General features: G+C 65.2%; 12 protein-coding genes. 8 read left to right on the forward strand and 4 right to left on the reverse strand.

Features of this window, described 5'->3' with window-relative positions; translation table 11 throughout:
• Positions 1-93 precede the first annotated feature (93 nt).
• Positions 94-741 carry a transcriptional repressor LexA gene (gene lexA, locus HNO51_RS09545; protein ID WP_197450758.1) on the reverse strand — a complete coding sequence of 216 codons (648 nt, stop codon included), beginning with the start codon at positions 739-741 and terminating at the stop codon, positions 94-96.
• 198 nt (positions 742-939) lie between these two features.
• Between lexA and HNO51_RS09550 the strand changes: the two genes are divergently transcribed.
• The 6 genes from HNO51_RS09550 (at position 940) to hglS (ending at position 6,780) form a co-directional block, all read left to right on the forward strand.
• The gene (locus HNO51_RS09550) at positions 940-1,605 is read left to right on the forward strand and encodes a TetR/AcrR family transcriptional regulator (protein WP_197450759.1); all 666 of its coding nucleotides are present in this window, start codon (positions 940-942) and stop codon (positions 1,603-1,605) included.
• A 1-nt stretch (position 1,606) separates the two neighbouring features.
• Positions 1,607-2,125: a L,D-transpeptidase gene (locus HNO51_RS09555; RefSeq protein WP_197450760.1), complete on the forward strand. Its 519-nt coding sequence runs from the start codon at positions 1,607-1,609 to the stop codon at positions 2,123-2,125.
• A gap of 109 nt (positions 2,126-2,234) precedes the next feature.
• Positions 2,235-3,248 carry a beta-N-acetylhexosaminidase gene (nagZ, locus tag HNO51_RS09560; protein ID WP_197450761.1) on the forward strand — a complete coding sequence of 338 codons (1,014 nt, stop codon included), beginning with the start codon at positions 2,235-2,237 and terminating at the stop codon, positions 3,246-3,248.
• A 51-nt stretch (positions 3,249-3,299) separates the two neighbouring features.
• Positions 3,300-3,878 carry a hypoxanthine-guanine phosphoribosyltransferase gene (locus tag HNO51_RS09565; RefSeq protein ID WP_197450762.1) on the forward strand — a complete coding sequence of 193 codons (579 nt, stop codon included), beginning with the start codon at positions 3,300-3,302 and terminating at the stop codon, positions 3,876-3,878.
• A 204-nt stretch (positions 3,879-4,082) separates the two neighbouring features.
• Entirely contained in the window at positions 4,083-5,354 is a 1,272-nt protein-coding gene (locus HNO51_RS09570; RefSeq protein ID WP_209539059.1) for a 2-aminoadipate transaminase, read from the forward strand.
• A 55-nt stretch (positions 5,355-5,409) separates the two neighbouring features.
• A complete protein-coding gene (gene hglS / locus HNO51_RS09575) occupies positions 5,410-6,780 on the forward strand; it encodes a 2-oxoadipate dioxygenase/decarboxylase HglS (protein WP_242597260.1) in 1,371 nt (456 codons plus the stop codon).
• A gap of 97 nt (positions 6,781-6,877) precedes the next feature.
• Here the strand turns inward: hglS and HNO51_RS09580 are convergent, their stop codons facing one another.
• Positions 6,878-8,368, reverse strand: a complete 1,491-nt coding sequence (locus tag HNO51_RS09580) for a CoA-acylating methylmalonate-semialdehyde dehydrogenase (protein WP_209539061.1) — start codon at positions 8,366-8,368, stop codon at positions 6,878-6,880.
• 36 nt (positions 8,369-8,404) lie between these two features.
• Entirely contained in the window at positions 8,405-9,745 is a 1,341-nt protein-coding gene (aptA, locus tag HNO51_RS09585; protein WP_209539062.1) for an omega-aminotransferase AptA, read from the reverse strand.
• Positions 9,746-9,916: 171 nt separating this feature from the next.
• Here aptA and HNO51_RS09590 point away from each other — a divergent pair, with 171 nt between their 5' ends.
• Positions 9,917-10,840 (forward strand): LysR family transcriptional regulator, encoded by a 924-nt coding sequence (locus tag HNO51_RS09590; RefSeq protein WP_197450767.1) that lies wholly within the window; start codon positions 9,917-9,919, stop codon positions 10,838-10,840.
• A 63-nt stretch (positions 10,841-10,903) separates the two neighbouring features.
• Here HNO51_RS09590 and nhaC read toward each other — a convergent pair whose 3' ends face one another.
• The gene (gene nhaC / locus HNO51_RS09595; RefSeq protein WP_209539063.1) at positions 10,904-12,427 is read right to left on the reverse strand and encodes a Na+/H+ antiporter NhaC; all 1,524 of its coding nucleotides are present in this window, start codon (positions 12,425-12,427) and stop codon (positions 10,904-10,906) included.
• 300 nt (positions 12,428-12,727) lie between these two features.
• Here nhaC and HNO51_RS09600 point away from each other — a divergent pair, with 300 nt between their 5' ends.
• Entirely contained in the window at positions 12,728-13,216 is a 489-nt protein-coding gene (locus HNO51_RS09600; RefSeq protein WP_209539064.1) for an Lrp/AsnC family transcriptional regulator, read from the forward strand.

Raw genomic sequence — 13,216 nt, forward strand, 5'->3', positions numbered from 1 at the left:
CAAGGCAAAAATTGGCGAAAAAGCGGAGTTTGCTGTTGCAAATGAGCATTTTAAGCCAATTTTTAACGCCGTATGGCCAAGCGCAGCCAGCTCTTACCCCAAGGCTTGGCCGTTGCCGCCGCGAATGACCCCCACCCCAATCCCCTCGATCTCGAGTTCTTGGTGGCGCAGATCCACCTCTATCGGAGCGAAGTCGGCGTTCTCGGCCTCCAGCACAACGCGATGACCCTGGCGATGAAAGCGCTTGACCGTGACCTCGTCTTCCAGGCGCGCGACCACGATCTGGCCGTCGCGCACGCGATCGGTGCGATGCACGGCCAGCAGGTCGCCCTCGAGGATGCCGACGTCCTTCATCGAGAGCCCGCGAACCTTGAGCAGGTAGTCGGCGCGAGGCGTGAAGAAATCCGGGGGCAGGGGGCAATAGCGGTCGATGTGCTCGGCGGCGAGGACGGGGCTGCCGGCAGCCACTTCGCCGATGATCGGCAGCCCCTCGCCGCTCGGCTCACTGACGATGCTGTCGGCTTCCTGAGCCGGCAGGCGTATGCCGCGTGAGGTGCCGCGTATCACCCTGATCACGCCCTTGCGTTCCAGTGCGCGCAGGTGCTCCTCGGCGGCATTGGGCGAGCGGAAGCCCAGCGCTCGGGCGATCTCGGCCCGCGTGGGGGGGTAGCCGAATTCGTTCATGGTCTTGACGATGAAGTCATAGACGTTTTGCTGACGCGAAGTGAGCGGGCGTGTCATGGCGAACTCCAGAGGCGTGAAGGCCGTATTGGTCAAGTATACAGCATGGAAGCCCATACAGTAAAAGGCAGCGTGCGGGATCGCGCGGCGTTCGTAAATCGTTTAAAACGCTTCTGGCTGTCGTGACATTGAGCCGTGCATCGTAATGGCGTAGACTTTTGTAATGTTTAAAACAGTCGTTTCCAGTGGGAACTGATCATGGCCCAGACCGATACCGTCACGCGCATCCTCGACACCGCCGAGGTGCTGTTCGCCGAGCGCGGCTTCGCCGAGACCTCGCTGCGCACCATCACCAGCAAGGCTCGCGTCAACCTCGCCGCGGTCAACTATCATTTCGGCTCGAAGAAAGCGCTGATCCAGGCGGTCTTCTCACGCTACCTCGACCCCTTCACGGTGCGCTTCCACCATGCCCTCGACGAGCTCGAGGCTCAGCATGCCGGCAATGTCATCCCGCTGGAGGTGCTTCTGGAAACCATGGCTCGCACCGTGCTTGAGGTGCCGGCCGAGAAGCACAGCCTCAAGGTGTTCATGAAGCTGCTGGGGCTTGCCTACAGCCAGGCCCAGGGACATTTGCGTCGTCACATCCAGGAAGAGTACGGCAGCGTCTTCACCCGCTTCACCGACCTGGTGCGCCGCGCCACCCCGGAGCTTCCCGATGCCGAGCGTTTCTGGCGCCTTCACTTCGTCCTGGGAACGGTGATCTTTACCCTCTCGGGTCTCGACGCGCTGCGCGACATCGCCGAGAAGGACTACCACGAGCATGTTTCGGTGCGCGACTTGATTCGTCGCCTGCGCCCTGTGGTGGTCGCCGCAATGAACGCCCCTCTGCCGCCGCCTGCCGCGCAGCCGGCCAGGGCGAGCTGACATGCATACTCCGCGGCTGGAGGCGTTGCCGCCCCGGGACGGGTGCTGGTTCGAAGTCGACATCGGGCGCCAGTGCCTGGTCCAGTGGCAGGGCGACAGACGCCTGCTGGAGTGGCCCGTATCGACGGCGTTGGCGGGAACGGGCCAACGCGAAGGCAGCGGCTGCACGCCGCTCGGTTGGCATTACGTCAGGGCCGCCATCGGCCATGGGCAGCCGCCGGGTACCGTTTTTCGTGGCCGGCGTTCCACCGGCGAGGTCTATAGCGCGACGCTGGCCGCCGCCCACCCCGGGCGCGACTGGATCCTGACCCGCATCCTGTGGCTGTGCGGACTCGAGCGGGGTATCAATCGCGGCGGCGACGTCGATTCCCAGAGGCGCTATATCTATCTACACGGTACGCCGCCGGATCAGCCGATGGGGGTGCCCCGTTCGCATGGCTGCATCCGCATGCGTGACCAGGCGCTGCTGGAAGTCTTCGCGCTGGCACTGCCGGGCACTCCCGTCTGGCTGCACGAGTGAGCTAGGAAGGAAGCGCCGTTTCCGGTACGGTTCTTACCGCACCGATGGCTGTTGCCGTAGACGGCTTTGGTCTAGAATCAGCTCCCTTTCATGCCCAAGGACTCCGATCATGACCCAGACCCTCGGCCCGGTGATGCTCGATCTGGAAGGCACCGCATTACGCAAGGAAGAGCGTGCGCTGCTCAAGCGCCCCGAAGTGGGGGGCGTCATCCTGTTTTCTCGCAACGTCGAGAATGCGCGGCAGGTGCGGGAGCTTTGCGATGCCATACGGCGCGTACGCCCGGAGCTGTTGCTCGCCATCGACCAGGAGGGCGGTCGCGTGCAGCGGCTGCGTGAAGGGGTGACGCGCCTGCCGGCCATGGGGCGGATCGGCCGGGATTATGCCGTGGCCCCGGAGGTGACCCTGAGGCTGTGTCTCGATGCCGGCTGGCTGCTGGGCATGGAGATGGCGGCCTGCGGCCTTGATCTCAGCTTCGCCCCGGTGCTCGATGTCGATGTTGGCCTTTCCAGCGTGATCGGCGATCGCAGCTTCTCCTCCGACCCCCAGGCCGTGGCGGCCATGGCCGGCGCCTTCGTCAGCGGCTTGCACGAAGCCGGCATGGCGGCGGTGGGCAAGCATTTCCCCGGCCACGGCGGGGTGGCGGCGGATTCCCACCTGGAGCTGCCGGTCGACGAGCGCCCGCTCGAGGCGCTGCGCCGGCACGACCTGGTGCCGTTCGCCGAACTCGCCGGCCGGCTCGACGGCGTGATGCCGGCTCACGTGATCTATTCCGCCTTCGATTCGCGCCCGGCGGGCTTCTCGACAAGCTGGCTGGGCCTGCTGCGCGAGTCGCTGGGCTTCAAGGGGGCTATCTTCTCCGACGACCTCGGCATGGCCGGTGCCGGCTTTGCCGGGGCGCCGGGCGAGCGGGCCATGGCCGCGCTGAGTGCCGGTTGCGACATGGTGCTGGTGTGCAATGACCGTGCGGCGGCACTCGAGGTGCTGGACGCCTGCCAGGGGCGAACCACGCGGCTGACGGCGCGCCTGCGTTACGGCCGGGCGCGTCCCGACATCGAGGCGCTCGAGGCCCTGGGGCGCTGGCGCCGGGTGCATGCGCGCCTGGAAGCCATGGCCACGCTCTGATCCGTCTTGTCGTTTTCCCTATTCGTTTACCTGCTTTGACACGAGTCCTTCATGCCCAAACTCGAAGCCGATTTTCACGACTCCCTGGCTACCATGCGCGACGTCATGGAGAATGCCGACTGCCTGATCAGCCACGCAGAGGTCGAACGCGCCCTGGATCGCATGGCCGAGCAGATCACCGCCGACCTGGGCGACAAGCTGCCGGTGTTCTACTGCGTGATGAACGGCGGCCTGATCACCACGGGACACCTGCTGACCCGGCTGGGATTCCCGCTGGAAGTCGATTACCTCCACGCCACCCGCTATCGCGGCGGCCTGCGTGGCGGAGAGCTGTTCTGGCGTGTGTCGCCCGAGATCCCCATGGCCGATCGTCATGTGGTCATCGTCGACGACATCCTCGACGAAGGCGCGACGCTTGCCGCCATTCTCGACTACTGCCGCGAAGCCGGTGCGGCGAGCATTTCCACCGCCGTGCTGGTGGACAAGCGCCATGATCGCAAGGCGGTGCCGGGCCTCAAGGCCGACTACTGCAGCCTCGAAGTGGTCGACCGCTACGTGTTCGGCTTCGGCATGGACTACAAGGGGTATTGGCGCAATGCGCCGGGGATATTCGCGCCTAAAGGGCTCTAGCTCGCGAATACCTCATCCGCGATAGTTTTCGGAATGCCAACGCAAGCCATGGATGCAGATTGCTGAAAGTTTGGTGGAAAAAGTATAAGACGCCTTGTTTCATGACTTTATGGAATGCATAGGCGTCTTTTTTTCGTTTGAGCATGCCCTCGGCCATCTGCTCTCATTGCGCTTCTGACCTCTCATGCTTGCGGGACATTGTTCATGGATTTACCTCACGTCAGCCAGGGCCTGGGCATCGTGCACCCCATCTGTATCGAGCGGGGGCGTAATGCCGAGGTGTGGGACGAGCGTGGCGCGCACTATATCGACTTCATTGGCGGTATCGGCGTCCTCAACCTGGGACATTCGCATCCCGCGATCGTCGAGGCCGTGAAGTCGCAGGCCGATACGCTGATACATTCGGCGTTCAACGCCGTACCACACCGCGGCTACCTGGAAGTCGTCGAGGCGTTGGATGCCTTCGTGCCCGTCTCCTATCCGCTCTCCTGCATGCTCACCAACAGCGGTGCCGAAGCCACCGAGAACGCCTTGAAGGTGGCGCGTGCGGCGACCGGGCGCCAGGCGGTCATCGCCTTCGACGACGGCTTCCATGGGCGCACGCTGGCGGCGTTGAATCTCAATGGCAAGGTGAAGCCCTACAAGAACCGCCTGGGCGCCTTGCCGGGCCCGGTCTACCACGTGCCTTTCCCCAGCGGCGACAGCGATGTCGATGCCGACCAGGCCATGGCCGCCCTGGAGCGCCTCTTCGAGGTCGAAACACCTGCCGATGAAGTGGCGTGCATCATCGTCGAACCGGTCCAGGGCGAGGGTGGTTTCCGCGTGCTATGTGGCGACTTCGCCAAGCGGCTGCGTGCCCTGTGCGACAGCCACGGCATCGTGCTGATCTTCGACGAAATCCAGTCGGGGTTCGGGCGTACCGGGACCCGCTTCGCCTTCTCACGGCTGGGCGTCGAGCCCGATCTGCTGCTGATGGGCAAGAGCATGGCGGCGGGGCTGCCATTGGCGGCGGTGGCGGGTAGGGCGGAGTTCATGGACGCCGTGCCCAAGGGCGGGCTGGGCGGTACCTACTCGGGCAACGCCCTGGCCTGCGCTGCGGCGCGTACGGTGATGGCCCTGATGAGCGAAGAGGCCCTGGCGAGCTGGGGAACGCGCCAGGAGGCGCTGATCGTCGAGATCCTTCGACGCTGGCAGGCCAGTGGGCGCTTCCCGATGCTGGGCAAGCTCACCGGCGTGGGCACCATGCGCGGGATCGTCTTCGAGGACACCGACCGGGCCAGCGGTGCCGAGCACCTGGCTGCGCTGCTGGCGGCGGCGCGCGAGGCCGGCGTGTTGCTGATGCCCAGCGGCCGACGGCGCAACGTGCTGCGTTTGCTGGCGCCGCTGACCGCCGAGCCCGACACCCTGCAAGAAGGACTCTGGCGGCTCGAGCGCGCCCTGGAATCGCTCGTTCAACCCAATACCGAGGAGGCCTGAATTGCCTGCCCCCTACCTTTCTTCCGATGAGATCCGCGACCGCTTTTCCCGGGCCATGTCGGTGATGTACCAGGCGGAAGTGCCGCAGTACGGGGCGCTGCTCGATCTGGTCGAGCGCGTCAACCGGCAAGTCCTGGAGGCCGATCCCGCCCTGGCCGAGCGTCTTGCCGCCCATGGCGAACTGGAACGCCTCGGTGCCGAGCGTCATGGTGCCATTCGCGTGGGCACGGCCCAGGAGCTGGCCATGCTGCGTCGCCTGTTCGCCGTCATGGGCATGCATCCGGTGGGCTACTACGACCTCTCCGAAGCCGGCGTGCCGGTACACTCCACGGCCTTCCGCCCGGTGGATGACGCGGCGCTGGCGCGTAACCCCTTCCGCATCTTCACGTCGCTGCTACGCCTCGAGCTGATCGAGAGCCCGGCACTGCGGGAGCGGGCCGCGGCCATCCTTGCCGGCCGCGATATCTTCACCCCGGGCTGTCGCCAACTGATCGGACTCCATGAAGCGCAGGGCGGGCTCGATGAAGAGCAGGCCGAGCGCTTCATCGGCGAGGCCCTGGAGACGTTCCGCTGGCATCGCGACGCCACGGTAGACCTGGACACTTACCAGGCGCTGCATGCCGAGCACCGGCTGATCGCCGACGTGGTCTGCTTCCGCGGCCCGCACATCAATCACCTCACGCCGCGCACGTTGGACATCGACGAAGTGCAGCGGCGCATGCCCGACGCCGGCATGCAGCCCAAGGCGGTGATCGAGGGGCCGCCCCGCCGCGCCTGTCCCATCCTGCTGCGCCAGACCAGCTTCAAGGCGCTGGAGGAGGGAATCCGTTTTGCCGGTGAGCGGCAGGGGACCCATACCGCCCGCTTCGGTGAAATCGAGCAGCGCGGCATGGCGCTGACCGCCAGGGGACGTGAGCGCTACGACAGCCTGCTTGGCGAAGCGCGGCGCCGCTCCGCCGGGCTCGACAACGAGGCGCATCAGCGTGTGCTCGAAGACGTCTTCGCCGACTTCCCCGATGACGAGACCGTTCTGCGACGCGAGGGGCTGGCCTTCTTCCACTATCGCCTCACCGACGCCGGCACGGCGGCGGTCCGTGTGGAGAGTGACGCCGGCACGGCGGCGGTCCGTGGGGAGAGTGACGCCGGCACGGCGGCAGGCCGAGTGGAGGGCGCTGGCCTGGAGGCGCTGATCGCCCAGGGCCTGGTGGAGGCGTTGCCACTCACCTACGAAGACTTTCTGCCGGTCAGTGCGGCAGGGATCTTCCAATCGAACCTGGGGGGCGGGCAGAACGGGGCCTATGCCGGCAACGCCAATCGCGAGGCCTTCGAGCAGGCCTTGGGGGCGCCGGTCAGCGATGAGCTGGCACTCTATGCCGAGCGTGAGCGGGCCTCCCGCAAGGCGGTGCTTCAAGCCCTGGGGCGCTGAGCAGCGCCTGTCACCCGAACGCTCAAGCCGTGAGAATGGCGCAAATGAAAAAGCCGAACCAGGAGACCTGGTTCGGCTTCATGCCATCGCCTGGCGTTCAGGAGGGGAAGGAGAACTGCGCGCCCTCGCGAACCCCGGCTGACGGCCAGCGCTGGGTGACGGTCTTGCGCTTGGTATAGAAGCGCACGGCATCCGGCCCGTAGGCGGCCAGGTCGCCGAACAGCGAGCGCTTCCAGCCGCCGAAGCTGTGGTAGGAGACCGGCACCGGCAGCGGCACGTTGATGCCGACCATGCCCACCTGGATATTGTCGCTGAAGTAACGGGCCGCTTCGCCGTCACGGGTGTAGAGGCAGGTACCGTTGCCGTACTCGTGGTCGTCGATCAGCTTCATGGCTTCCTCCATGGAGCCGGCGCGCACCACCAGCAGCACCGGCCCGAAGATCTCCTCCCGGTAGCAGGTCATCTCGGCGGTCACGCGGTCGATCAGGGTGCCACCCACATAGAAGCCGCTTTCGAAGCCCGGTACCTGCACGCCGCGGCCATCGACCACGATCTCGGCGCCCTGGGCCTCGGCGCTGTCGATGTAGCCGCACACCTTCTGCTGGTGAGCCTGGGTGATCACCGGGCCGAAGTCGTTCCCGGCGTCGGAGAACGGCCCGACCTTGAGCGACGTCAAACGCTCGCGCATCTTGGCGACCAGGGCGTCGGCGGCAGCGTCGCCCACGGCCACCGCCACGGAGAGGGCCATGCAGCGTTCGCCGGAGGAGCCGAAGGCGGCGCCGGTGAGCGAATCGACCACGTTGTCCATGTCGGCGTCGGGCATCACGATGGCGTGGTTCTTGGCGCCGCCAAGCGCCTGGCAACGCTTGCCGTTGGCGCTGGCGCGAGCGTAGATGTATTCGGCGATCGGCGTGGAGCCGACGAAGCTGACGGCCTGGACGCGCGGGTCGTCGAGCAGGGTATCGACGGCTTCCTTGTCGCCGTTGACCACGTTGAGCACCCCGGCGGGCAGGCCCGCCTCCAGCGCCAGCTCGGCGATGAACAAGGCCGAGGTCGGGTCGCGCTCGGAGGGCTTGAGCACGAAGGTGTTACCGCAGGCGATGGCCATCGGGTACATCCACAGCGGGACCATGGCCGGGAAGTTGAACGGCGTGATGCCGGCCACCACGCCCAGCGGCTGGAACTCGCTCCAGGAGTCGATGCCGGGGCCGACGTTCTTGCTGAACTCGCCCTTGAGCAGCTCCGGCACGCCGCAGGCATACTCCACGTTCTCGATGCCGCGCGAGAGTTCCCCCTTGGCATCGTGGACGATCTTGCCGTGTTCCTGGCCGATCAGCCGGCAGATCTCGTCGGCGTGCTCCTCGAGCAGCTGCTTGAAGCGGAACATGACGCGGGCGCGCTTGGCCGGCGGCGTGTTGCGCCAGGCCGGGAAGGCGGCCTGGGCGGCGGCGATGGCCTGTTCGACGGTGGCCTTGCCGGCCAGGCTCACCTGGCCGCTCACCTCGCCGGTGGAGGGATTGAAGATGTCCTGGGTGCGTCCTTCGCCGGCGACTCGTGCGCCGTCAATCAGATGGCCGAGCGTGGTCATTGCATTGCCTCTAGATAAAACGAGTGTCTGTTGTCTTCAGTCGAGTTCGCCGAGGGTCTCACCCAGCACGTTCACGAGACGGTCGATCTCGTCGTGCTCGACGATGAAGGGCAGGCCGAGCTGAATGGTGTCGCCGCCGTAGCGCACATAGAAGCCCTTGTCCCAGCACTTCATGGCGATCTCGAAGGGGCGCCGGGCCGGCTCGCCGGGGTAGGGCTCGATCTGCAGGGCCCCGGCGAGCCCGTAGTTGCGAATGTCGCTGATATAGCGGGTGCCCTTGAGCCCATGCAGGGCTTCCTCGAAGACCGGGCTCATCTCGCGTACGCGCTCGATCAGGCGATCGTTCTCGAGCACGTCGAGTGCCGCCAGTGCGGCGGCACAGGCCACCGGATGCCCCGAGTAGGTGTAGCCGTGGGGCAGTTCGAGCAGGTAGTCGGGGCCGCCCTGCTCCATGAAGGTGTGATAGATCTCTCCCTGCACGATGACTGCGCCCATGGGCACCGCGCCATTAGTCAGCTGCTTGGCCACGTTGAGGATATCCGGCACCACGCCGAACTCCTCGGCGCCGGTCATGGCGCCCATGCGGCCGAAGCCGGTGATGACCTCGTCGAAGATCAGCAGGATGTCGTGCGCATCGCAGATTTCTCGCAGCCGCTGCAGGTAGCCCTTGGGCGGCGGAATCACCCCGGCCGAGCCGGCCAGCGGCTCGACGATCACCGCGGCGATGTTGGACGCATCGTGCAGTGCAATCAGCTCCAGCAGTTCCTCGGCCCGCTCGGCGCCACGCTCGGGCATGCCCCTGGTGAAGGCGTTTTCCGCGAGCAGGGTGTGGGGCAGGTGGTCGGCATCGACGCCCTGGCCGAAAATGGTGCGGTTGGCACCGATGCCACCCAGGCTGAAGCCACCGAAGTTGACCCCGTGATAACCCTTGGCGCGACCGATCAGCTTGGTCTTGGTCGGCTTGCCCTTCTTGCGCCAGTAGGCGCGGGCGATCTTCAGTGCGGTGTCGGCACTCTCCGAGCCGGAGCCGGTGAAGAACACATGGTCGAGGCCCTGGGGCGTCAACCCACGGAGCCGATGGGCCAGCTCGAAGGCCTTGGGGTGGCCGAACTGGAAGGCTGGCGAATAGTCCAGCTCGGCTAGCTGGCGGGCCACCGCCTCGGTGATCTCGGGGCGACAGTGACCGGCACCGCAGGTCCAAAGCCCCGACAGGCCGTCGAAGACCCGGCGGCCCTGGGCATCGGTCAGGTAGCTGCCCTTGGCGCCGACGATGATGCGCGGGTCGCGCTTGAACTGGCGGTTGCCGGTGTAGGGCATCCAGTAGGCGTCCAACTGCTCCTGGCTCAGGCCGGCGCGCAGCGATTCATGAACGGACATGTCAGCACCTCGGTTGGCATTGCCGTTATTGGTGGCATTTAGTAGCAGGCTAGGTCGAACTGAGGATAAGTTAAATCCAGATATTTTGAAGCTTACGCAAGCGGTTGGTTAACTTTTCAGTCGGGCGGCGATATGCTCGAAGGCGAACGTCATGAACGAAGGGAGCGGCCCATGTCACGCCGCAAGGAGGCCCTGTCGGCCCAGCCCGGCGATGCCGATCTGCGCCTGCTGAAGATCTACCGCAAGGTGGTGGAGTGCGGCGGCTTTTCTGCTGCCGAGGTAGAGCTGAACATCAGCCGCGCCGCGATCAGCATGGCGATGAACGACCTCGAGACGCGGCTCGGCCTGCGGCTGTGTCAGCGTGGGCGCAGTGGCTTCTCGCTGACCGATGAAGGCGCGGAAGTCTACCAGGCGACCTTGCAGCTGCTGGCCGCGGTCGAAGGGTTTCGCACCCGGGTCAATGGCCTGCATGCCTGGCTCAAGGGCGAGCTCAACATCGGTATCACCGACAACCTGGTGACCATGCCGCAGATGCATATCACTCATTCCCTCAGCGCACTCAAGGAGCGCGGTCCGGACGTGCGCATCAACATCCGCATGATCCCGCCCAGTGAAATCGAGCTGGGCGTGCTCGATGGTCGCCTGCATACCGGCGTGATACCGTCGCTCAAGACCCTGCCGGGACTCGACTATCTCCCGCTGTACGCGGAAACCTCCCAGCTCTACTGCGCCTCGGGCCACCCCTTGTTCGAGGTCGAAGACGTGACCGAGCACCAGTTGGCGAACTGCGACGCGGTGGTGCCGGCCTATGCCCAGACGCCAGAGGTCAAGGCGCTGCACGAGCCGCTCAGGGCCGCTGCCTCGGCCACCGACCGGGAAGGGATCGCCTTTCTCATTCTCTCCAACCGCTTCATCGGTTACCTGCCGACCCACTATGCCGAACGCTGGGTGGGAAGTGGCCGGATGCGGGCCCTGAACCCCGCGCGCTGGCACTATCTCACCCACTACAGCGCCATCACCCGTAAGGGCGCCCCGCCCAACCTGGTGCTGGAAACCTACCTCGAAGAGCTGCGGCGGTTGCAAAAAGGCGAATGAAAAAAACCGGCAGGCCTGGCCTGCCGGGTGGCTGAACACAATCCCACCGAGGCGAGAAGCGGGTCAGCTGGTTCGTGTCGCCGGGGTGGCGCTCACGGAAGCCTCGCCGGCGGCGCCGAGGTCGGTGGCGATGGCTTCTCCCTGCTCCTCCCAGAGCTGGCGCTCCTCTTCGGTGGCGCGGGGTGAGAACATCCCGGTCTGGGCATAGAGCAGGCCGATCACCGGCGACAGCCAGCAGGCGAAGGCCAGCGGAATGTAGAGCAGGTTCTCGACGTTACCGTCGGCGATACCCAGCGCCAGGGCGCTGATCACGAAGGCACCGCCAGCGTTCCAGGGGATCAGCGGCGAGATGAGCGTGCCGCCTTCCTCGATGGCGCGCGACAGGTTCAGGGTCGAATAGCCCATGCCGCGATAGGTGGGGGCATACATGCGGCCGGGCAGGGCGATCGAGAGGTAGGGGTCGCCGGCGACCAGGTTGGTGGAGACCGAGGTCAGCACGGCCGAGGTCTGCAGCCCGGCGAAGCTTCGCACCTTGGTCATGATGGCGCGGATGATCGCCTCCAGGCAGCCGGTCTTCTCCAGTGCACCGCCGAAGCCCAGCGCGATGAGCACCAGCGAGATGGTCCACATCATCGACTGGATGCCGCCGCGGTTGAGCAGGCTGTCCATGGCCGCGACGCCGGTGTCGATCGAGTAACCGCTGTTGGCATAGGTCAGCACCTCATGCACGCCGGCCCCCTGCACGAGCATGGCGGTGACCGCACCGGCCAGGGCGCCGGCGAACAGCGACGGGATGGGCGGCATGCGCTTGACTGCGAGCACGATGACCAGCACCGCCGGCAGCAGCAGCCAGGCGGAAATGGTGAAGTTCGCCTGCAGCGCCGAGGTGATGGCCTCGATCCGCTCGAAGGAGGCGGAGTTGTCGTCGATCAGGGCGAAGCCGGCGCCGAGATAAATGGCGAAGGCGATCAGCATGGCCGGCACCGTCGTCGGCATCATGTTCTTGATGTGCGAGAAGATGTCGGTGCCGGTGACCGCCGGGGCGAGGTTGGTGGTATCCGACAGCGGCGAGACCTTGTCGCCGAAGAACGCGCCCGAGACCACCGCGCCGGCGGTCCAGTACATCGGGATGTCGAAGCCGGCGCCGATGCCCATCAGGGCCAGGCCCACCGTGCCGACGGTGCCCCAGGAGGTTCCCAGTGCCAGCGAGACGATCGAGCACAGCAGCATGGCCGCGGCCAAGAAGATGGTCGGCGAGAGGATCGTCAGGCCGTAGTAGATCAGGGTCGGCACGGTGCCGCTGGCGATCCAGACGCCGATGATCATGCCGACGCAGATCAGCACGGAGACGGAGGGCAGCGACACGTGGATGACGTGGAAGATGCCCTCTTCGATCTGCTTCCAGCGGAAGCCGAGCTTGACGCCGACGAGCGACGTGATGGCCAGGCCGATGGCCAGGGGGATATGGGGCGTGAAATCGCCGAAGTAGAACAGCTGAACTGCCAGTACCAGCAGTGTCAGGACGACGGGAGTCAGCGCCAGCGCCAGACTTGGCTGCTGGTACTGGATGGGCGTTGAACTTTTCATATTAAACTTTACCTTGGGACCAATGTGCGTTGTTCTTGGTTTGCTTATTCATCGATAAGCACGACTTAATCGATAAGCATTACGCAGTTTCCCAACCCTCATCGCCATGGGCAGGCGGCAGGGCCGATCACTGGGTTCGCTCCTGGAGTCGTCTTGGGCTCACCTCCTCGGGTCGTTGTCGCTTGTTGTCATGAGCACCGTCCTTCAAGCCTAATTGTTGGCCAATCTTGATAGGAATTGGCTCCAAATAACGCTAGATTGTTTTACCTTTGTCCTTAAAAACAAATATGAGTAGGCAATATGGCTACCAAGCTGGACCGCATAGACCGTCGGATCCTGAACCAGCTGCAGGAGAATGGGCGGCTTTCCATCGTCGAACTCGCCAGCCGGGTCAATCTGACCAAGACGCCTTGCGCTCAGCGGGTGCGTCGGCTCGAGCAGGCCGGCATCATCCGCGGCTACCGTGCCGACCTCGACCCCGAGCAGCTGGGGGCGGGCCACGTGCTGGTGGTGCTGGTGACGATGGAAAAGACCAGCGAAGACGCCCTGGATCGTTTCAACGAGGCCGTGCGCCTCATCCCCGAGGTGCAGGGCTGCTACATGGTGGCGGGAAACTTCGACTACATGCTCAAGGTGAGAACTCACGATATCTCCCATTACCGGGCCGTGCTGGTCCAGCAGATCGGCCGGTTGCCGAATGTCCATCAAACGCACTCCTTCGTGGTGATGGAGCTGGTGAAAGACGAAGTGACGGTGCCGGTTCCCATCGACAACTACTTTCAGCCGTAA

The sequence above is a fragment of the Billgrantia sulfidoxydans genome, from assembly GCF_017868775.1.
Taxonomy (GTDB): domain Bacteria; phylum Pseudomonadota; class Gammaproteobacteria; order Pseudomonadales; family Halomonadaceae; genus Halomonas; species Halomonas sulfidoxydans.